We start from the raw sequence: 20,285 nt of genomic DNA on the forward strand, positions 1-20,285 counted from the left end.
GTGGTAGTTGCGGAAAATACTCAATTCGGTCAGGCCGGTTCTACTCGTTGTCTAAGCGTATTGGGACGATCGAGAGGTCACGATTTTTCGGTTTGCTCTCCCGTTTTGCTTATTCAGACGATTTTCTCGAGCAGATTGTCTCCTAGGTGACACTTTGGGCTTTCTCGCCTTAATAGAATTAGAACTCCCATGTTTCACGCACGTTGTGAAAAGTGCATGCGCGCGTGGTAGGGCCCTTTGTGTATTCGTCAAAGGGCCATTTTACGAATCGGAGTCGGATAACAATGTATAAAAAGGCTGTTTCTCGAGTTTTTGCCCTGAGTGCTTGTGCAATATCGCTTCAAGCATATTCCAACGGCGTCACAGTTAATGAACAGAGTGCAAGTGGGGCGGGCACGGCATTTTCTGGCAGGGCATCGACTGTTCTGGACGCAAGTATTATCTACGGAAATCCCGCAGGATTAGTAAAGCTCAAGCGTTCGGAGGTCAGCGGTGGTTTTGCAGTCATTGATCCGAGCATTGATATAAAAAATGTATCGAGCAGTGCTCGAGGTACTAATAAGGGTGATTCAGCTCCTATTACAACCATTCCGTTTGGGTACGCTTCGTCCCCCTTGAGTGATGACGTCAGTGTTGGGATAGGTGTGTATGCGCCGTTCGGACTGATCAACGACTATGAGTCTTCGTTCCAAGGTCGCTATCACGGATCATATAGTATGGTAAAAGTCATCACTTTCCAGCCAACCATCAGCTTCCGAATCAATGACTTCATTTCTGTCGGAGGAGGTTTAACCATAAATCGTCTTGATGGCAAGTTGAAGAATGACTTGGCCACCGCAGCGCTTAACCCAACTGGAAAAGATACCGAACTCAAGATTAAGGGGGATGATACTGCTATCGGTTATAACCTTGGTGTGATGATCGACATCAGTGAGTCCGCCACGTGGGGCTTAGCCTACCATTCCAAGGTTGATTATAGCCTCAAAGGCCACATCAGCGTTTCGGAGTCCCCCGCTGCTTTTCGCTTGAACGGTCGATACGGCACGAGCATGGATGTCACTCTTCCAGAGTCTGTCGACACCTCACTGACATACCGCTTCGATGAGAAGTTGATTGGTTACCTTGGCACAACTTGGACACGCTGGAGTCGCCTGAAGAATTTGACTGCTGAGAATGAGGGAATCCCTCCGCTCGGCGTCGCTTTAGGATTTGGGACGGTGGGTGAGGAGGTCAACTTTCGTGATATTTGGTCGGTGGCTGTAGGTACTGCCTACCAATTGACACCGCAGTGGGTGCTGCGAACTGGCTTTGCCTACGATCCGTCTCCGACGACGAACGAAGATCGGATCGTTCGCATCCCTGTGGGGGATCGTCGAACAGTGACTGTTGGCGCAGGTTACTCTCCCTTGAGCGAGGTGACATTCGACATTGCATATGCTTACCTTTGGGAAAACGCTGCTCCGGTCAGTCAGTCAAACTCATCCGGTCTCCAGCCCGCATACAGCGCGAAGTACGAAAATAGCGCACATGGACTGACAGCGCAGATGACTTATCGCTTTTGAGCGGGCGATGTTGATATCGCACTTCGGCGCCCTGCCGGGTAATTGCTCCGCTACGGTGGTTGTCAGATTTACTGGCTGTTCCTCATCTTTGCCAGAGCAACCCTGACGATATAAAAGCTTCGTCTTTAAACGACCTCTACAGTGGTTTTCTGGCCGCCGTCTGTACCGACAATGTCATGGTATATCGCCTGTCGCTATACAGGGTATTCTGGATAGCGATGGGTCCGAGGCCGACTATATAACTCTGATAACATGATCTTCGCGCCTCGGTCATACCAAGGTTTCCAGATACTTGGGTCAGTTTAAACCCCCGTTGACCAATTGGATGTAAGTTGTATAAGGCTGCGCGCTGCAATAGGCGTTTACGCGTGATGACCGGACGATTTACCAATTCACATAGAGTGGCCGATTCGGCGTAAGATCAGTCAAAGTTTCAGAGCGTGAAGTTGGCATTACGTTAATGAGTCATGTGGCAGAACTCCAACACCTGATCGGTCATGATTTGTAATTGTTTACCCACCAGTTCGTCATTGCATGCACCGTCCGCCTCGAAAGTTGTCTGCGTCGAATTGATCACAACGCCCATAGGTGTGGGCCAGCCACGCAATGCATGAACAATACTGCGCAATCCCACTAGGGTAGCCGCGCCGGCCTGCCAGCCTGCCGCTAAACCGATGCAACCCACGGCGCGACGACTTAGGTAGGGATGCGCGTCGCCACGCGCCTCCTCCAAATAGTCGAGAGCGTTTTTCATCAATCCAGAAAGCGCTCCGTGATAACCGGGGGAGGCCAGAATCACGCCATCGGCTTGCCGTATCTCGTTGAGCAAATCCTGCACCAGTGGGTGGGAAACCGGTGCTGAGCCATACAGGGGTAACTGCAGTTTTTCTCCCCCCAACAGTTTGATGCGAGCTCCACCGTTTTCTGCATGACTGAGGACGTTGAGCAGCACTCGCTCAGTCATTGAACCGGAGCGAGTAGTGCCACCGATAGCCACGATATAAGGTTTTTTCATTTCAGTGTCTCTTCCGTGCAGATGAAGGCCGGCCGGCGAACGGCCTGCCAGTAGTCGTTGACCAAACCGGCGATTAGCTCGCGTGCGGGCTCCGAACGCTTGATCGCATCCACGCCGTGTCCCGCGGACCGTACTTGAGTCCAGCGTCGTTTTGCGCCTTTGGGATCGGCGAAGTCGATCGCCGTGGACTTGCCCGGGTTGTCATCAGTGATATCCGCAAGATCCAAACTCTGCCGCAACCAGTTGGCTGCCACACCGGTGACTTGGTTGCTTAGCACCAGATCCTCGAAGCCAGATTCCACTAGCATTTTCCTGTAGTGCTCATCAGCGAGGCTTTCTTGGCAAGGAATGAAACGCGTACCCATGGATGCTAAATCTGCACCCAATAATTCGGCGGAGCGTACTGAAGCCCCCGTCATCAAGCCTCCGGCCAGTACCAAAATGCCGTCGAAGAACTCACGAACGGCGCCGACCATGGCGAAGCCGTTCATCTGTCCCGTATGCCCGCCAGATCCGGCACTGACTAAAATCAGGCCATCAGCGCCTGCCTTAGCGGCCTCCCTTGCATATTTCAGCGAGTTGACATCCGCTAGCACGCGGCCACCGTATCTCTGTACCCGCTCGATTACCGCCTTGGGACTGCCAAGCGCAGTGATCACGAGTGGTGGCTTGAACTCTTCAACTAACTCGAGATCTTGCGATAGACGATCATTACTGCGGTGTACCACTAGGTTGACCGCCCAAGGCGCATCCTTTTCGGTAAGCGTCTGGCTAATCTGCAATAGCCATTCTCGAAGAATCGCAGGAGTGCGGGCGTTGGGAGTCGGAAAGCTACCGATTACACCGTTTCGGCAACACTCGATCACCATTTGCGGTCCAGAAATGAGGAACATTGGAGCCGCGATTAGCGGCAATGCAAGACGTGAACGCCACTCCGTAGGAATGCTCATTGGAGGTCTCCTCTGTTTCAGAACATAGAGACGTTGGTATCGAGCCCAAGGAATAGCCGCCCCACCACTTCATAGGTGGATTCACTCACCATGAAGTGTTGGGTGACTACATGGATGTCACGCAGACATTGCTGCAGGGGCGAACTGTCAAAAATCGAAGAGCCACCACCCAGTTGATACATGCTGGTAACGATGTTACGGGCGATCTCTACTGCGTAAGTCGTAGCCAAGCGAATATCGCGGCGCTTTTCAAGGGCAATCACACCTTGCTGCTCGGCCTCATTCCACGCCTGACGAACGGATTCCATCAAGAAAGCCCTCGCTGAGCGCAAGCCAGCCTCGGCCTTTGCTATTGCCTGTTGCGTGCCCGGACGTTGATCCAGGGTTTTGCCGCTGAACTGCGGTGTTCGCACTTTGGCTAGGTCGCACAGGCTGTCCAGCGCATGTCGGGCTATACCCAGCGCCACAGCACCTACGCCAATACCGAGCAGGCCGAATGCGGGAAACCGATAAAGCGTTCGAGGCAGCGGCTCATCATCCGTAAGCGAGGCGCTGTGATGTTCAGCTACGAATACGTCATGCACTTCGAACTCGCCGCTGCCACTTCCACGTAGCCCAAACGTGTCCCAGTTGTTCAGCCAAGTCACTTGGTCTCGACGGAATACCATCATCTGCACACGTGTAAAACCGTCGGCGAGGATTTCTGGTTTGCCCTGCGCGTTGAGGACCATGCAGCCACCGAGGACGATGTCAGCATTTTTGCTTGCCGACCCCCATGCCCAGCGACCACTGATGCGAAAGCCCGGTACGCCGTCGCGCACTTCACGTGTGGCTTTGCCACGCGGAGCGAACACACCCGCCGCCTTTAGCTGAGGATTGGAAAACAGTTCGGACGCGCCCTCATTGGGTAAATAGGCGGCGAGAATACAAGCGGTGCAGTCGATGAATGTGCACCAGGCAGCCGAGGCCTCGTAGCTTGCCAGCCGCTCAATAACTTCGACAAAGGTCTCCACACTCACTTCCAGTCCACCATACTCGTGCGGCGTCAGCATACGGTACAGTCCGGCGCCGGCCAGCGCTTCGGCCAAGTCTTGAGGCAGGAATCGATTGGCTTCGATCTCCTTGCTCCGGGCCGCACAGCGACGCCCAAGATCATCGGCCGAGGCCAAGAGGTCTTCACGCTGGGAATCGGAAGGGGCAACAGTGCTCATTTATTGTTCTCCTGTTTTCAAGCGGGTGGCAGACAGCTGCACAAAAAAGTACTCCAAGTGGAGTACTTTAACTTTTATCCGAGTGGATAATTTTGTCAATAGGCGCGTATCTGAAATAATCACCCCTCATGCCGCAGCCGGAAAAATTGGCCGTGGAGAACCGTCTTCCTCCTCAGGTCTTGTCATGACAGAACTGCATTCGAATAAACCGTCGCCGTCCCGCTGCGACGAAAACCTTTCCGCCAAAGGGGAGCAGCGCCGCCTTTCGCTGATTGAAGCAGCCATGCGTCTGATCGTTCGCGATGGGCATCACAGCCTCAGCTTGCGCAGCGTGGCCAAGGAGGCGGGTTGCAGTCATGGCTCGGTTGCTTACTATTTCGGTTCGAAGGGCGCATTGATGTCGGCAGCCATCGACCATGCCTGCGAGAAAATCGCCATCAGTTTCAGCGAAATCGCTCCTGACTTAGAGGCCTGTGCACACGACCCAGCACGGTTCGCTACGCTCATCGCCCAATACAACACTCGCCTGCTGATTGAGGATCGCAGTATGGGGATCGCTGTATACGAACTGAATCTTGCCGGTGCCCACGACCCGAGCTTGCGCCCAGCCCTATCAAAGTGGGGACGTATACACGCTGACCTTTGCAGAGAGGCGTTTCTGAAGCTCGGCTCGCAGGACCCAGGCGCCGACTTTGCCTTCGTCTTGCATGCCATCGGCGGCTTGGTCATTGCTCAGTTATCCCTTCCACGCAAGGACTTCGAACATCGGATTTTCCTACCCGCCATCGAGCGTTTGGTATTCAGTGTTGCTGGACTCGCGCCGAGAGCTGCTCAAGCTAAATCCTAGTGTGGCGTGTTAATACGTAGAATAATAAAGCATTAAATAATATATAAATTATTGCGTTACTCATGATTGTTGTGGGGACTGACCTACCACGTTGAAGGTGGGGGGGGCGCATTTGCCAGTCTGATCGAGTGGGCAGTGTTCGGTATTTAGATCGGTTTTTTTTGCAGTTGTCTTAATATATAAGGCTGAGGTTGTGGAGGGTTGGCTTCTAATCAAGTCTGGCGCGTAGTCTCCTTTTCGTAGGTCAATAACAGTAATCGACGAACGTATCGCCAACCACGGGTTGTCCGAATTTGCGTGACGGCTTGTAGTCGTGATTTGATGTGGTCAGGGCGCAACCTGGTAAGCCGTACCTTGAACATATTCTGGCGGCGGATAGGTCGGTTGGTTAGAGACGATTGATTACATGCGAAAGGGGAGTGATGAAATGACCGGTTTTAATTGGATCGAAGACTTGAGTCCTTCGGCTAGCGAAGCTTTGCGTGAAAAGTCACGCATACGTAGCCTGTCTGGTGGCATTACTCTGTACCGTCAGCGTGATCCAATGACGGAGGTCTTTCAGATTGTTTCTGGCGCGGTTCGGCAATGTATATTAACCGCGGATGGTCAAGAAGTTCTGATCTATATCTATAGGCCCGGAGATGTAATCGGTGACAGCGCTGTAGCTAGCAATGAATCGTATTCGATAAACTTTATCACGCGGGGGAAGTCGGTATTAAGAGTATGGGGTGCGCGTGACTTTAATGATCTTAGGGCTCGTTATCATGACATTGAAGCGGCTATAGTTGCGCAGACTAATCGTCGACTCAAAGGTGCGCTTCAGATAATCGAGGAGCTTTTGACGCTGCCGGTCGCCGCCCGCATAGCGTCTCGGTTTGTTTCTTTGGCACAGATGCAAAAGTCAGAAAAAGTTGCTGTCAGCCTGAGTTTGTCCCAATCAGATATAGGCTTGATGGTTGGCAGTGCTCGACCTAATGTTAACCGAGCAATAAGGGAATTGCGCGAGTTGGGTCTAATAGAAACCGATTACGGTAGAATTTTGGTAAAGAATAGGGAAGGGCTTGTCCGCTACATACACGATCATGGTCGTCAAACTAAAAACAATATAGATGATGAATGATACGACATCGCGACGGGTGATGTTGCATGAGAAGGTACAAGAGTGTCATTTGTATGACGTTGTTAGGGAGCGACTCTTTCTATCATAGGGGCCCGGTGTGTGACCCAAGGCGGATCGGGTTCATTACAAAAATCGAAGCGCTTTAAAATTGTTCTCTGATACGCACACGTCCGGTGGGTAGCATTAAAAATGAATAGTAATAATAAGCTTTTTGATGTGTCTGGCAAGGTTGCTGTCGTAACTGGAGGCACTCGAGGGATAGGTTTCATGATTGCCAAAGGGCTGGTGCAGAACGGGGTTAAAACCTATGTGGTATCTCGCAGTTCTGAAGCCTGTGCACAAGCAGAAGCTGATTTGAAACAATATGGTAAGGCGATCGCAATCGCTGCCGACTTGGCAGACCTAGCGCAGTTGGACGTTGTGGTCGAAAAAATTTTGGCGCGTGAGCCAGAAATCGACATTTTGGTAAATAATGCTGGCGTCACTTGGGGGGCGAGTTTTGATGCGTTTCCTGAAGCTGGGTGGGATAAGGTGATTGATCTCAATGTGAAATCTGTCTTCTTCTTAACTCAGCGCTTGGTGAACGCGTTAAAGGCAGCCGGCAGCCTCGCGGATCCATCTCGAGTGATTAACATCGGTTCTGTCGACGGGATTAGTGTTCCTGAGTTTGAAAATTATTCATATTCCACAAGTAAGGCAGCGGTGCACCATTTGACCCGCCATTTAGCGTGCGATCTCGCGTATGCAAACATTAACGTTAATGCTATAGCGGTAGGCCCTTTCAAAACTAAAATGACAGAGTTTATGCTTGGTAAGCATGGCGATGCTATAATAAAGTCAATGCCGCGCGGACGTCTTGGTATTGAATCAGATATCGTTGGAACCGTTATTTTTCTAACGTCCGCGGCATCGTCGTTTATGACTGGAGCAGTGATTCCGCTTGATGGCGGTTGTTCAATCAGTCGATAAGAATGCACCCGCTGATAGACTTTAAAAAGATCGAAATATTCTCTATTAGAGTAATTGAGGTGACCGGGTAGTTGTGAAAAATCAGTTTTTTCCGCGGTCCACTCGCTGGTAAAAATCAAAGAATATTTAATATTGGTGTTGCAATGTTCTGGAGGCGATAGTGGCCGCTGTGCTTGCGATGCTCTGTTTTGCAGCTTGAGCGCGCGTGAATATTTTCAGGGCGTTGCGGGGTTGTGAGTTAGAATTTTTTCCCAATGGGTTTAGGGAGGCGGAAGCCACGACCTTCTGGAATACTTCCCATTTTTTATTGCGGTAAAATTATTGTCTGCAGTGTACTTCGCTTTGGGGGCTATTGTTAATGCAATTGAGTTATGGTCTGTGTGTCATCTAATATTAAATGTGATTTCTGTGTTCGATATGCTATTAATTATCTGCCAGGTGTTTGCTGTTTCTCTATGGTTGCAGTAATTAAATATCAAGCGCGTTTTTTCTTGGTGGTGATTGCGGTTGTTGTAAAACTCGGCTAGCTGAGTTTTCCCTAAAGCCATATTTACGGATGGGTTAATTAAAGAACACCATGGGAAAGAGAAATGCCCCGAAAGCCCCGAAATATCTTAGCTATCAGGAAAATTCTCGGATGGGGCAGGATTATTTCGGACATTAAAAAGCCGGCTTGTGGCCGGCTTCTCGGGGACTGCCTCAGCTTGTTTTTGACAAACCTCACCAGCCTTCAAATCGCTCAGCCCACATTGCGTCAGGCTGAATAGTAGGGGCATCCGCGGGAACTCCTCCGCTTCGCCGGCAGGAAATCAGCTAAAAGCGACCCCTGCCAAATGTGCGGCGCATGATACCCACATTCACCTCAGTTGCCCACCTCCGGTTCCGATTTAGAGCCTTCCCAGCCCAGCAGGTGTTCATCCAGTGGCACCGGTGGGCGGCGGTTGTTGAGGGTGGACCACCAGAATACCCAGCCGACGATCTTGAAGCTTTGTTCGAAGCGTTCTTCGTGGTTGAGGTATTCGTCCGGGTGTTCGCTGGCGTTGTGGCTGCGCATGCGCAGGCCGCCGCCAGGACGGTTGTAGAGGTATTTGATGCGCAGCATGCCGTCGTGTTCAACGGCGTAGATTTCACCGTCGATGATTTGGGTGCGGCCTCGGTCGATGGCGAGGGTGGCGCCTTGTTGGATGATGTCGATCATGCTGTTGTCGACCATGTAGGCGCCTATCGCGCGGTCGGGGTTGACGTTGAGGGTTTCCAGATTGTGCAAGGAGACGCGGATGCGTTCGGTTGAGGTGAAGGTGGGGTGGAGAGGGATCTCCACGTCGGTTTTTTCCGGGCGGCAGGCGGGGCCTGTGAGGTATTTGCCTGTGTCTTCGCGGGTGGTTGCAATCCTTGCGATGGGGCCTTCCAACAGGTAGTTGGCAGGCGGGTGCTTGGGGCCTTTACCGTCGCTTAACCAGCGACTTGAGACGCACAGCAATTCTGCGATCTCGTTGAGTCGGCCCATGGGGACGCCGCGTTTGAACCAGTTGTTCACGTGCTGAGGCGTGACGCCGCGGTTCTTGGCGAAGTCGGAGGCGGAAAGATGAACTTCCCGTAGTAGTGCTTTTAAACGATCACCTGATGTATTCATAAACGCAGAGTTTACTGGCCGGAAAGTCCCATCAAATAAACCATGCGTTGATTTGCAGTTGTAGGATCTGGCTTAGTTATGGCTTGATTTTTCATATGTGCAACTTGGTTAAACGCTGCAACTAAACATTGAACTTGATGTTTAGTCTGGCCCATAAAAAAGCCCCGAATTAACGGGGCTTTTTATTTGCCGTGGCACTGAGGTGCGGGTATCAGCCTTTGTAGGCAGCAACCGACTTCATGATCTCGGCGCGGGCGGCGTCTGCGTTGCCCCAACCGTCGATCTTCACCCATTTGCCTTTTTCGAGGTCTTTGTAGTTCTCGAAGAAGTGCTTGATCTGTTCCAGCAGCAGTGGCGGCAGGTCGGTGTATTCCTTCACGTCCACGTACAGCTGGGACAGCTTGTCGTGTGGCACTGCGATGACTTTGGCATCGCCGCCGCCGTCGTCGGTCATGTTCAGGATGCCGACTGGACGGGCGCGGATAACCGAGCCTGGGGTGACCGGGTAAGGGGTCACGACCAGCACGTCGAGGGGGTCACCGTCGTCAGCCAAGGTGTTGGGGATGAAACCGTAGTTGGCCGGGTAGAACATCGGGGTGGCCATGAAACGGTCAACGAACAGGCAGTCGCTGTCTTTGTCGATTTCGTATTTGATCGGCGCGTGGTTGGCCGGAATTTCGATGGCGACGTAGATGTCGTTCGGCAGGTCTTTGCCAGCCGGAATCTTGCTGTAGCTCATTGGGCGTTGCCCCCGTTAGTTGGCCATATGACATGGCCGGATTGGCCTAAAAGTGGCGGCGATTATAGGCATATTCTGACGCCGATGCCATGCGCCAAGCGTCGTACGGTCATTCGCCCTGTGGCGAGTAGCGCGGGTCGCTGGCTTGCAGTTGAGTCAGGCGGGCCAGGGGATCCTGGCGATAAAAGCGGCTGAGTTGGGCGTACACCTGTGGATAACTGTTGACCAGTAAATCCGGGGCGCTGAAGAAATACTCGCTGGTGACGGCAAAGAACTCCGCCGGGTTTTCCGCAGCGTAAGGGTCTATCTCGGTCTCGGCGTCCGGGTTGGCGTCCAACTGGCGGTTGAGGTCATCGAAGGCGCCTTGCATGACGCTGGCCCAGTCCTGCACGCGCATGTCATGGTGCAGCGGCGGCAGGCCGTTGGCGTCGCCGTTGAGCATGTCCAGCTTGTGCGCCAGTTCGTGGATGACCAGGTTGTAGCCTTCCCATTGGCCGCTGGCGAGCACACCAGGCCAGGCGAGGATCACCGGGCCCTGTTGCCAGGCTTCGCCGCTGTGTTCGCCGTCCCACTCATGCTCCACGCCGCTGGCATCGCGATGGCGTTGCGGGCTGAGGAAGTCGTCGGGGTACAGCACGATCTCATGGAAACCCTGGTACCAGTCGAGGTCGCCCAGGTTCATCAGCGGCAATTGCGCCTGGGCGGCGAGCAGCAGGCGTTGTTCCTGGTGCAGTTCGACGCCGGGCAGGGCGGTGAGGTGTTTTTCGCTGAGGAACACCACGCAGGCTTCGCGCAGCCATTGGTCTTGCTCCGGCGTGATGCCGTCGAGGAAGGTCAGGTGGTGGCGCACCCGTTGCCAGGTGTCATCGGCAATCGGGTGCTTGGCCAGCAGGCGCCGGCGACGCCAGGCGCTGAGGGACCACACGGGGGGTCAGTGCGGGTTGGCTTCGGAGGACGTGCGGCCAAAGCGGCTGCGCACTACGCCAATAATCATCGGCACCAGTGACAGCAGGATGATGAACACCACCAGCAGCGACAGGTTCTTCTTGATAAAAGGCACGTTGCCGAAGAAGTAACCCAAGGTCACCAGGCCACCGACCCACAGGATGGTGCCCAGTACGCTGAAGCCGAAGAAGCGCGGATACGGCATCTTGGCCACGCCCGCGACGAACGGCGCGAAGGTGCGCAGGATCGGCAGGAAGCGCGCCAGGGTCACGGTCTTGCCGCCGTGCTTGTCGTAGAAGTCGTGGGTTTTTTGCAGGTAGTCGCGGCGGAAGATCTTGGAGTTCGGGTTGCTGAACAAGCGCTCGCCCGCCGTTCGTCCGATCACGTAGTTGGTGCTATCGCCGAGGATGGCCGCCAGCATCAGCAGGCCGGCCAGCAGGACTGGGTCCATACCGCCGCCAGCCGCTACAGCACCGGCGATGAACAACAAGGAGTCGCCCGGCAGGAAAGGCATGACCACCAGGCCGGTTTCGCAAAAAATCACCAGGAACAGAATGGCGTAGATCCACGGACCGTAATTGGTTACCAGCATGTCGAGGTAGACGTCGAGATGCAGGATAAGGTCGAGCGGGTTGAAATCCATGGATGGCACCTGTGTGAATAGCCCGACTCAGCGGGCTTGTGCGGAAGCTCAGGCAATAAGGCTACAAGTAATTGTCGCGGTTCTTACAACCCTGAAAGGTCGGCATTATACGGATTGAGAGGTGAAAAGCGTGTGGCTTTTGTAGCGGGGAGTGTCGCGAAATTGTGAAGGGGTTGGGCTTCAAGCCCGTCGCCGGATCCAATGTGGGAGTTGGCTTGCCTGCGATAGCGGTGGGTCAGTATGAGAAATGCTCGCTGACACTCCGCCATCGCAGGCAAGCCAGCTCCCACAAGGATATTGCGGTGTCTGGCTGACTGGTTTTCAGTCTTCGTTGATCGGCAACACGTAGTTTTTGAATTCGGTGTCTTCGCGAAACCCAATCGACTCATAGGTCTTCTGCGCCACGTCGTTATCGCTGCTGGTCGATACCCGCAGCCGCACCGCGTGGGTGTCCTTGGCCATTTTCTTGGCCGTGCGCATCAGGTTGTCCGCCACCAGTTGCCGGCGTGCGTCCTCGGCCACATAGATGTCGTTGAGGATCCACACCCGCTTGAGCGACAGCGAAGAAAAACTCGGATACAGCTGGCAAAACCCCAGCAGCCGCTTGTCGTCATCGTCGGCCAGGGCCAGGTAGATCACCGACTCCTTGCGCCGCAGGCGCTTTTCCAGGAAGGCCCGTGACGAGTCCGGGAACGGCAAGGCCCCGTAGAACTCGCGGTATTTGACGAACAACGGGGTCAACAGGTCCAGGTGTTCCAGGGTCGCTTGAGTAATCCGCATGCCAGGCCTCAACTTCCAAATGGGGTATGACCACACGAGCGGCCGTGACTCGATGCTGCCTAATGACGCCAAAAAGCGCAATCGTGCCGCTAGCGGTCATCCGGCGGGCTGAGCAGGAAATTGCCTTTCATCAGGTCCGGGTTGTCGGATTCGAGGGTCTGAACCTGCGCCTCATCCTTGAGATTGACCCCCGACAACTGCCGGCGACAGGCTTCTCGCATCAAGTACAGCAGGCGATGGGCCGCCATGCCATAACTCAAGCCCTCCAGCCGCACATTGGAGATGCAGTTGCGATAGGCATCGGTGAGGCCGACCTTGGGGTTGTAGGTGAAATACAGGCCCAGGCTGTCCGGCGAGCTGAGCCCCGGCCGTTCGCCGATCAGGATCACCACCATCTTGGCGCCCAGTAGCTGCCCGATTTCATCGGCCACCGCCACGCGGCCTTGCTCCACCAGGATCACCGGTGACAAGGACCAGCCTTCGGCGTGGGTCTGTTCTTCCAGGCGCGCCAGAAACGGCGCTGTATGTTTATGCACGGCCAGTGCCGACAGGCCATCGGCCACCACGATGGCCAAGTCCACGCCACCGGGCTGGGCCAGGGCGTAGTCGCGCAGCGTTTGCGCCGAGTCATCGCTCAGGCGTCGCCCAAGGTCCGGGCGTTGCAGGTAGATATGCCGGTCCGTGGCGGCGCTGTGCAACAGCAGGCTGTCTCGGCCACGTTCGGCCAATTGGTGGCTGAGCCCGGCGTGATCGAAGGGCAGGTGCACCGCGTCCCGCGCCTGGGCGTGGGCAAACTGGAAGTCCAGTTGGGCGCTGGTGGGAAGGCTGGTGCCGGTGCGGCCCAGGGCAATACGCGCCGGGGTCAGGCGGCGCAGTTCCAGCCACGGGTTGTCAGGCAATTCTGGTTGCACAGTCGGCTCCTTCATCCCAATTGCGCCAAGGCGTGACGAAAGGCCGGTGGCAGGCTGTTGCCAAAGTGTACCTTGCCATCGGCCTGCGTGAAGATGCCCATTTTCGCCAGCCACTGCTCGAACTCCGGCGCCGGTTTTAAACCCAATGTTTGCCGCGCGTACAGAGCGTCGTGGAACGAGGTGGTCTGGTAGTTGAGCATGATGTCGTCGGAGCCGGGGATGCCCATGATGAAGTTGATGCCGGCCACACCGAGCAGGGTCAGCAGGGTGTCCATGTCGTCCTGGTCGGCTTCGGCGTGGTTGGTGTAGCAGATATCGCAACCCATGGGCACGCCGAGCAGTTTGCCGCAGAAGTGGTCTTCCAGGCCGGCGCGGATAATCTGCTTGCCGTTGTACAGGTACTCCGGGCCGATAAAACCGACCACGGTGTTCACCAGAAACGGCTTGAAGTGCCGCGCCACGGCGTAGGCACGGGTTTCACAGGTTTGCTGGTCGACGCCAAAGTGCGCATTGGCCGACAAGGCGCTGCCCTGACCGGTTTCGAAGTACATCAGGTTCTGGCCCAGGGTGCCGCGCTTGAGGCTCAAGCCGGCGTCGTAACCTTCCTGCAGCACGTTCAGGTTGATCCCGAAACTGGCATTGGCCGCTTCGGTACCGGCAATTGACTGAAACACCAGGTCCAGTGGTACGCCGCGGTTGATCGCTTCGATGGAGGTGGTGACGTGGGTGAGCACGCAGGCCTGGGTGGGGATTTCGTAGCGCTGGATGATCGCGTCCAGCATCTCCAGCATGGCGCAGATCGAGGCGATGCTGTCGGTGGCCGGGTTGATGCCGATCATGGCGTCGCCGTTGCCGTACAGCAGGCCGTCGAGAATGCTCGCGGCGATGCCGGCCGGTTCGTCGGTGGGGTGGTTGGGCTGCAAGCGCGTGGACAAGCGCCCGCGCAGGCCCAGGGTGCCGCGAAACTGGGTTACCACGCGGATCTTCTGCGCCACCAGCACCAGGTCTTGCACGCGCATGATCTTGGACACGGCCGCGGCCATTTCCGGTGTCAGCCCTGGCGCCAATGCGCGTAGGGCCTGTTCATCGGCCGCGTCGCTGAGCAGCCAGTCGCGCAGGCCGCCGACAGTGAGGTGGCTGACCGCTGCAAACGCCTGTTTATCGTGGGTGTCGATGATCAGCCGGGTGACTTCATCGCTTTCATAAGGAATCAGTGCTTCTTGCAGGAAGTGCTTGAGCGGGATATTTGCCAGCGCCATCTGCGCCGCCACACGTTCGCCGTCATTCTGGGCGGCGACACCGGCGAGGAAGTCCCCGGAGCGTGCGGGGCTGGCCCTGGCCATCACGTCCTTGAGGCTGTCGAAGCGGTAGGTTTGAGCACCCACCGCGTGGGAAAAGCTTGCCATACAGTGTCTCCTTGATGACGCGGGCCTGGCGTGGGCAAGGCGCCGCGTCGAGGTTTTCGGCAGTTAGTGCAGAGCGGCCTCTGCGGCCTGGATCGCCGCGAATTCCTCTTCCGGCGTGCCCGCTACCAAGTGATGCCGGCTGTAGAAAGCAAAGTAAGCAATTAATACTCCATAGATGATCGCCGCGCCAATCACCACGCGCGGGTCCACCAGAAAGCCCGCCACCACGGCCACGCAAGCCAGTACCAGTGCCACGCCTGAAGTGAAAATGCCCCCCGGCGTGCGGTATGGCCGCTCCATTTTAGGGCGACGGATGCGCAGGGTGATGTGGGCGGCCATCATCAATACGTAGGAAATCGTGGCGCCAAACACCGCCACCAGGATCAGCAAGTCACCCTGGCCGGTCAGCGACAGGCCAAAGCCGATAATCCCGGGGATCACCAGTGCCAATACTGGCGCCTTGCTCTTGTTGGTCTCGGACAATTTGCGCGGCAAGTAACCGGCACGGGACAAGGCAAAGATCTGCCGCGAATAGGCGTAGATAATCGAGAAAAAGCTCGCGATCAAACCGGCCAGGCCGACCAGGTTGACGAAGCTGCCCATCCAGGTGGAACCGCCGTAGGACAACGCCAAGGCTTCAACCAGCGGGTTGCCGGATTTGATCAGCGCGTAAGTCCCCGCACCGCCCGGCGCGATCACCAGGATCAACAGGGCAAAACTGGTCAGCACCACAATCGCGCCGATCAGCCCGCGAGGGAGGTCGCGCTTGGGGTTCTTGGTTTCTTCAGCGGCCAGCGGCACGCCTTCCACCGCCAGGAAAAACCAGATGGCATAAGGGATCGCGGCCCACACGCCGACGTAGCCGAACGGCAGGAAGTTGCTGGCGCCCTTGGCCTCGGTCACGGGTATATCCAGCAGATTGGCGACGTTGAAATGCGGCACCATCGACACCAGGAACACGCCCAGGGCAATCGCGGCGACAGCGGTGATCACGAACATCAGCTTCAAGGCTTCGCCCACACCAAAGATGTGGATGCCAATAAAGATGATGTAGAACGCCAGGTAGATCATCCAGCCGCCAATGCCGAACAACGACTCGCAATAGGCGCCGATAAACACTGCGATGGCGGCGGGGGCGATGGCGTATTCGATAAGGATGGCAGTACCCGTGAGGAACCCGCCCCAAGGGCCGAATGCGCTGCGGGCAAAACCGTAGCCACCGCCAGCAGTGGGGATCATGGAGGACAGCTCGGCCAGGGAAAAGCACATGCACAGGTACATGGTGGCCATCAGCAAAGTGGCGAGGAACATGCCGCCCCAGCCGCCTTGGGCCAGGCCGAAGTTCCAGCCGGCGTAATCGCCGGAAATAACATAGGCGACGCCAAGGCCAACCAGTAGTACCCAGCCGGCGGCGCCTTTTTTCAGTTCGCGTTGTTGAAAATAATCGGTGCCGACTTTTTCGAAGTCGACAGAAGAACCAGTGGGTTCGCTAGGCATGGGAAGTACCTTTGATTGTTATTGTTTTTAACTCGGCATCTGTGTGCCGAACGAGGTAGCAATTACTGGCGAAGTTCAAGTGTAGGAGCAGGCAAGCCAGCTCCCACACTTGATTGCATTTCAAGTTGGGAGCGGGTTGCTTGTTATGAGGCTAAGTTAGAAAAAGCCCAACGGATTAATGTCGTAGCTCACCAGCAAGTTCTTGGTCTGCTGGTAGTGATCCAACATCATCTTGTGGGTTTCACGGCCCACGCCAGACTTCTTGTAACCGCCAAACGCAGCATGCGCCGGGTACAGGTGGTAGCAGTTGGTCCACACGCGGCCGGCCTTGATCGCCCGGCCCATGCGGTAGGCGCGGTTGATGTCGCGGGTCCACAGGCCGGCGCCCAGGCCGAACTCGGTGTCGTTGGCAATCGCCAGGGCTTCGGCTTCATCCTTGAAAGTGGTGATGCTTACCACCGGGCCGAAGATTTCTTCCTGGAACACACGCATGTCGTTGGTGCCCTTGAGCAGGGTCGGCTGGATGTAATAGCCGGTGGCCAGGTCGCCCGTGAGCTTCTCGACCTTGCCACCGGTGAGCAATTGCGCGCCTTCGCCCTTGGCGATTTCCAGGTAGGACAGGATCTTGTCGAACTGCTGCTCGGACGCTTGGGCGCCGACCATGGTGTCGGTGTCCAGCGGGTCACCACGCTTGATCGACTCGACCTTCTTCATCACCACTTTCATGAAGTCATCGTAGATCGACTCTTCCACCAGAGCGCGGGAAGGGCAGGTGCACACTTCGCCCTGGTTGAAGAACGCCAGCACCAGGCCTTCGGCGGCTTTTTCGATAAATGCAGGTTCCGCTTTCATGATGTCGGCGAAGAAGATGTTCGGCGACTTGCCGCCCAGCTCGACCGTGGACGGAATGATGTTCTCGGCCGCGGCATGCATGATGTGCGAGCCCACAGGCGTTGAACCGGTAAAGGCGATCTTGGCGATGCGCTTGCTGGTGGCAAGGGCTTCGCCAGCTTCCTTGCCGAAACCGTGCACCACGTTCAGCACGCCCGGTGGCAGCAAGTCGCCGATCAGCTCCATCAGCACGCTGATGCCCAACGGCGTTTGCTCGGCTGGCTTGAGCACCACGCAGTTACCGGCGGCCAGGGCCGGTGCGAGTTTCCACGCGGCCATCAGCAGCGGGAAGTTCCACGGGATGATCTGGCCAACCACACCCAGCGGTTCGTGGAAGTGGTAGGCGGCGGTGAGTTCGTTGATTTCCGCGCTGCTGCCTTCCTGGGCGCGGATGCAGCCAGCGAAGTAGCGGAAGTGGTCGGCGGCCAGGGGGATGTCGGCGTTGAGGGTTTCGCGCACGGCCTTGCCGTTGTCCCAGGTTTCGGTGATGGCCAGCAGTTCGAGGTTTTGCTCGATGCGGTCGGCGATTTTCAGCAGTACCAGCGAGCGGTCCTGGGCGCTGGTTTTGCCCCAGGCGTCTGCGGCTGCGTGGGCGGCGTCCAGTGCTTTGTCGATGTCTTTGGCAGTGGAGCGCGGGAAGTCGGCGATGGGCTTGCCGTTGACCGGCGAGGTGTTGGAGAAGTAGTTGCCATCGACCGGCGCCACGAATTCGCCGCCGATGTAGTTGCCGTATTTGGCCTTGAACGAAACGATGGCGCCTTCGGTACCGGGGTGTGCATAACGCATGGTGGGCATCTCCTGCTTTTATGTTTATCGGAGTACAGCGCTGCGAGCGCGTTATAAAGCGTAGAGCAAAGGTCGGGCCATCGCCGTGCGGGCCAGCAGAATCAAGAGGTTGGGCTTTGTTGCAAGGCTTTGCCGTGACGGGAGTGATACAGGCAAGGTGACAGTTTGTGCCATAAACGATACAGCCTGTGACCGGTGGGTCGGGCCGGGATTGCAATGGCCGGATGGCTGGGGGATGCTGGGCGTTCTCACGCAGGGAGAATAATAAGAACATGCATAACGATCATTTCAGTCGCCATGCCCAGCAAGTCTTGACCGTCACCCGTGGCCAAGAGCTTTCCCAAGGGCCTGGCAGCGATCCGTCCATCGCCCGTTCCTGGCTGCGCTGCGTGGAGGATTACCACCTCGACCCGGCGCTGACCATCGCGCCCACCGTGCTCGAGCACGGGCGCTTGCTGGAAAGTCGCGAGCGCCTGCGCCAAGTGCTGCACATCGCCGGCAGCGAAATGAACAGCCTGCACCAGCAACTCTCCGGCGCCGGTCATGCGGTGCTGCTCACCGATGCGCGTGGGGTGATCCTCAACTGTGTCACCGCGCCGTCCGAGCGCAAGATATTCGAGCGCGCCGGCTTATGGCTGGGCGCTGACTGGAGCGAAGCCTGCGAAGGCACCAACGGCATCGGCACCTGCCTGGTGGAGCGGCAGTCGTTGACGATCCACCGTGACGAGCATTTTCGCGGCCGTCATACCGGGCTGACCTGTTCGGCCAGCCCGGTGTTCGACCCACATGGTGAATTGCTGGCGGTGCTGGATGTGTCCTCGGCCCGCGAAGCCGTGTCGCGCCAGAGCCAGTTCCACACCATGGCGCTGGTGAACCTGTCGGCCAAGATGATCGAAAGTTGCTATTTCCTGCGCCACTTCGAACACCACTGGCTGTTGCGTTTCCACCTGCAGGCCGAGTCGGTCGGGTTGTTCAGCGAAGGCTTGCTGGCGTTTGATGGCGAAGGGCGCATTTGTGCGGTCAACCAGAGCGCTCTGAACCTGTTGGGGCAGCTACGCGGCGGCTTGGTAGGCCAGCCGGTGGAGGCATTTTTCGACTGCTCCCTGGATCAGTTACTGGGGCGGGCCAGCGCGAATGCCACGGCCAGTTGGCCGCTGCGCACCCGCGATGGCCGGCCTTTGTTTGCAGCGCTGCGAGGCCAGCCGCGCAGTGTGCCGGTACCCATCATCAAGCCGCAGGCGCCACGGCCTTTGGGTATCTGCGTGGGCGACCCGGCGTTGCAAAATGAGCTACGCAAGGCCTCGCGAGTGTTCGAGCGCGACGTGCCCTTGCTGATCAACGGCGAAACCGGCTGCGGTAAAGAAGCCTTCGCCAAGGCTGTGCACCAGGGCAGCCAGCGGGGCGATAAGGCCTTTGTTGCGCTGAACTGTGCGGCGATTCCAGAAAACCTGATCGAGAGCGAACTGTTTGGCTATCGCGCCGGCAGTTTCACCGGCGCCCTTAAAGAAGGCATGCGCGGCAAACTGCAACAGGCCGACGGCGGCACGCTGTTTCTCGACGAAATCGGCGACATGCCACTGGCGTTGCAAACCCGCCTGTTACGGGTGCTGGAGGATCGCCTGGTGGTGCCTATCGGCGGCGAACCTCAAGCGGTGAACGTGCGCATCATCAGCGCCACGCACCGAAATTTGCTGGAGCGCGTGGCCGATGGCAGCTTTCGCGAAGACCTGTATTACCGCTTGAACGGCTTGGAAGTGGCCCTGCCGCCGTTGCGCGAACGCAGTGACAAGTCGCAACTGTTGGACTTCCTCCTGGCCCAGGAAGCGGGCACCGAGCAGGTGATGCTGGACGAGCCTGCGCGCCAGGCTCTGTTGGCATTCCACTGGCCCGGCAACCTGCGGCAGTTGCGTACGGTGTTGCGCACGGTAGTGGCGCTCTGTGAGGGCGGGCGAGTCGGTCTTGAAGACTTGCCGGCACTGATTCGCCAAGCGCAGCCGCAAGGGGCGAGGGTGGATGCGCCATGCGTCTCGCCGCTGGAGAACGCCGAGCGCCAGGCATTGCTCAACGCGTTGGCGCAGCAGCGCTGGCATATGAGCCATGTGGCTGAACAGTTGGGGGTCAGTCGCAATACGCTGTACCGCAAGTTACGCAAACATGGCATTTCACGGGACGCCATGCAGTAAGGGGCGCTGTCGGAGTAACCTGGTTATTGCGAACTGCTCGTTTTTTGTCTCACGCTCTACCTTGAAAGCCGCTGAGCTTAAAAACGCCGGCAGCGCGGTTTAAGACCTTCCTTGTGCCGGATCCTACCGGCGAGCGTTTCGTGCTCAGCTAAAGCGTGCGAACTTTCCCACCCTACGCTAACCTGCCTCGATGTTTA

The 20,285-nt window shown here is 56.7% G+C and carries 17 protein-coding genes; 5 read left to right on the plus strand and 12 right to left on the minus strand.

The window, feature by feature from the left end:
- The first annotated feature begins 284 nt into the window (after positions 1–284).
- Entirely contained in the window at positions 285–1,562 is a 1,278-nt protein-coding gene (locus AC1RAC_RS19565) for an outer membrane protein transport protein (protein ID WP_492616899.1), read from the plus strand.
- Between the two features lie 457 nt (positions 1,563–2,019).
- Here the strand turns inward: AC1RAC_RS19565 and AC1RAC_RS19570 are convergent, their stop codons facing one another.
- From AC1RAC_RS19570 to AC1RAC_RS19580, 3 genes are read right to left on the minus strand one after another with little or no spacing between them, the layout of a single operon-like run.
- Positions 2,020–2,577 carry an NADPH-dependent FMN reductase gene (locus AC1RAC_RS19570; RefSeq protein ID WP_198862896.1) on the minus strand — a complete coding sequence of 186 codons (558 nt, stop codon included), beginning with the start codon at positions 2,575–2,577 and terminating at the stop codon, positions 2,020–2,022.
- Positions 2,574–3,527 (minus strand): NAD(P)H-dependent flavin oxidoreductase, encoded by a 954-nt coding sequence (locus tag AC1RAC_RS19575; RefSeq protein ID WP_054896921.1) that lies wholly within the window; start codon positions 3,525–3,527, stop codon positions 2,574–2,576. Before AC1RAC_RS19575 ends, AC1RAC_RS19570 begins: the two co-directional genes overlap by 4 nt.
- A gap of 17 nt (positions 3,528–3,544) precedes the next feature.
- Positions 3,545–4,738, minus strand: a complete 1,194-nt coding sequence (locus AC1RAC_RS19580; RefSeq protein WP_492616900.1) for an acyl-CoA dehydrogenase family protein — start codon at positions 4,736–4,738, stop codon at positions 3,545–3,547.
- 184 nt (positions 4,739–4,922) lie between these two features.
- Between AC1RAC_RS19580 and AC1RAC_RS19585 the strand changes: the two genes are divergently transcribed.
- From AC1RAC_RS19585 to AC1RAC_RS19595, 3 genes are all read left to right on the plus strand, one after another.
- Positions 4,923–5,585, plus strand: a complete 663-nt coding sequence (locus tag AC1RAC_RS19585) for a TetR/AcrR family transcriptional regulator (RefSeq protein ID WP_082423385.1) — start codon at positions 4,923–4,925, stop codon at positions 5,583–5,585.
- A gap of 427 nt (positions 5,586–6,012) precedes the next feature.
- On the plus strand, positions 6,013–6,705 hold the full coding sequence (locus tag AC1RAC_RS19590; RefSeq protein ID WP_492616901.1) for a Crp/Fnr family transcriptional regulator: 693 nt from the start codon (positions 6,013–6,015) through the stop codon (positions 6,703–6,705).
- A 189-nt stretch (positions 6,706–6,894) separates the two neighbouring features.
- Complete coding sequence (locus tag AC1RAC_RS19595) at positions 6,895–7,674, plus strand: SDR family NAD(P)-dependent oxidoreductase (RefSeq protein ID WP_089042515.1); 780 nt, start codon at positions 6,895–6,897, stop codon at positions 7,672–7,674.
- A gap of 862 nt (positions 7,675–8,536) precedes the next feature.
- On the opposite strand, the gene AC1RAC_RS19600 is transcribed toward AC1RAC_RS19595, so the two are convergent.
- The 9 genes from AC1RAC_RS19600 to exaC form a co-directional block, all read right to left on the minus strand.
- Positions 8,537–9,307 (minus strand): LexA family transcriptional regulator, encoded by a 771-nt coding sequence (locus AC1RAC_RS19600; protein ID WP_034126892.1) that lies wholly within the window; start codon positions 9,305–9,307, stop codon positions 8,537–8,539.
- A gap of 211 nt (positions 9,308–9,518) precedes the next feature.
- Entirely contained in the window at positions 9,519–10,046 is a 528-nt protein-coding gene (gene ppa / locus AC1RAC_RS19605) for an inorganic diphosphatase (protein ID WP_003176323.1), read from the minus strand.
- Positions 10,047–10,155: 109 nt separating this feature from the next.
- On the minus strand, positions 10,156–10,971 hold the full coding sequence (locus AC1RAC_RS19610; protein ID WP_057975558.1) for a M90 family metallopeptidase: 816 nt from the start codon (positions 10,969–10,971) through the stop codon (positions 10,156–10,158).
- A 6-nt stretch (positions 10,972–10,977) separates the two neighbouring features.
- On the minus strand, positions 10,978–11,634 hold the full coding sequence (locus AC1RAC_RS19615) for a DedA family protein (RefSeq protein ID WP_003194521.1): 657 nt from the start codon (positions 11,632–11,634) through the stop codon (positions 10,978–10,980).
- A 321-nt stretch (positions 11,635–11,955) separates the two neighbouring features.
- Positions 11,956–12,414 (minus strand): GNAT family N-acetyltransferase, encoded by a 459-nt coding sequence (locus AC1RAC_RS19620; RefSeq protein ID WP_014720105.1) that lies wholly within the window; start codon positions 12,412–12,414, stop codon positions 11,956–11,958.
- Between the two features lie 89 nt (positions 12,415–12,503).
- Positions 12,504–13,340, minus strand: coding sequence for an ethanolamine ammonia-lyase subunit EutC (eutC, locus tag AC1RAC_RS19625; protein ID WP_492616902.1), 837 nt, complete (start codon positions 13,338–13,340; stop codon positions 12,504–12,506).
- Positions 13,337–14,731, minus strand: coding sequence for an ethanolamine ammonia-lyase subunit EutB (locus tag AC1RAC_RS19630; RefSeq protein ID WP_492616903.1), 1,395 nt, complete (start codon positions 14,729–14,731; stop codon positions 13,337–13,339). Before AC1RAC_RS19630 ends, eutC begins: the two co-directional genes overlap by 4 nt.
- Before the next feature lie 63 nt (positions 14,732–14,794).
- Complete coding sequence (gene eat / locus AC1RAC_RS19635) at positions 14,795–16,228, minus strand: ethanolamine permease (protein WP_492616904.1); 1,434 nt, start codon at positions 16,226–16,228, stop codon at positions 14,795–14,797.
- Positions 16,229–16,384: 156 nt separating this feature from the next.
- Complete coding sequence (gene exaC, locus AC1RAC_RS19640; RefSeq protein WP_005791797.1) at positions 16,385–17,905, minus strand: acetaldehyde dehydrogenase ExaC; 1,521 nt, start codon at positions 17,903–17,905, stop codon at positions 16,385–16,387.
- 272 nt (positions 17,906–18,177) lie between these two features.
- On the opposite strand from exaC, the gene AC1RAC_RS19645 reads away from it, so the two are divergent.
- A complete protein-coding gene (locus AC1RAC_RS19645) occupies positions 18,178–20,088 on the plus strand; it encodes a sigma-54-dependent Fis family transcriptional regulator (protein WP_072448246.1) in 1,911 nt (636 codons plus the stop codon).
- Positions 20,089–20,285 lie beyond the last annotated feature (197 nt).

Source organism: Pseudomonas sp. GW823-FHT02F05, assembly GCF_058797315.1.

Coding starts and splice junctions, on each gene's coding strand:
- AC1RAC_RS19570 (WP_198862896.1), bottom strand. CDS start 2,577: ATGAAAAAACCTTATATCGTGGCTATCGGTGGCACTACTCGCTCCGGT.
- AC1RAC_RS19590 (WP_492616901.1), top strand. CDS start 6,013: ATGACCGGTTTTAATTGGATCGAAGACTTGAGTCCTTCGGCTAGCGAA.
- AC1RAC_RS19645 (WP_072448246.1), top strand. CDS start 18,178: ATGCATAACGATCATTTCAGTCGCCATGCCCAGCAAGTCTTGACCGTC.
- AC1RAC_RS19630 (WP_492616903.1), bottom strand. CDS start 14,731: ATGGCAAGCTTTTCCCACGCGGTGGGTGCTCAAACCTACCGCTTCGAC.
- eat (WP_492616904.1), bottom strand. CDS start 16,228: ATGCCTAGCGAACCCACTGGTTCTTCTGTCGACTTCGAAAAAGTCGGC.
- AC1RAC_RS19615 (WP_003194521.1), bottom strand. CDS start 11,634: ATGGATTTCAACCCGCTCGACCTTATCCTGCATCTCGACGTCTACCTC.
- ppa (WP_003176323.1), bottom strand. CDS start 10,046: ATGAGCTACAGCAAGATTCCGGCTGGCAAAGACCTGCCGAACGACATC.
- eutC (WP_492616902.1), bottom strand. CDS start 13,340: ATGAAGGAGCCGACTGTGCAACCAGAATTGCCTGACAACCCGTGGCTG.
- AC1RAC_RS19595 (WP_089042515.1), top strand. CDS start 6,895: ATGAATAGTAATAATAAGCTTTTTGATGTGTCTGGCAAGGTTGCTGTC.
- AC1RAC_RS19580 (WP_492616900.1), bottom strand. CDS start 4,738: ATGAGCACTGTTGCCCCTTCCGATTCCCAGCGTGAAGACCTCTTGGCC.
- AC1RAC_RS19600 (WP_034126892.1), bottom strand. CDS start 9,307: ATGAATACATCAGGTGATCGTTTAAAAGCACTACTACGGGAAGTTCAT.
- AC1RAC_RS19585 (WP_082423385.1), top strand. CDS start 4,923: ATGACAGAACTGCATTCGAATAAACCGTCGCCGTCCCGCTGCGACGAA.
- AC1RAC_RS19575 (WP_054896921.1), bottom strand. CDS start 3,527: ATGAGCATTCCTACGGAGTGGCGTTCACGTCTTGCATTGCCGCTAATC.
- AC1RAC_RS19565 (WP_492616899.1), top strand. CDS start 285: ATGTATAAAAAGGCTGTTTCTCGAGTTTTTGCCCTGAGTGCTTGTGCA.
- exaC (WP_005791797.1), bottom strand. CDS start 17,905: ATGCGTTATGCACACCCCGGTACCGAAGGCGCCATCGTTTCGTTCAAG.
- AC1RAC_RS19620 (WP_014720105.1), bottom strand. CDS start 12,414: ATGCGGATTACTCAAGCGACCCTGGAACACCTGGACCTGTTGACCCCG.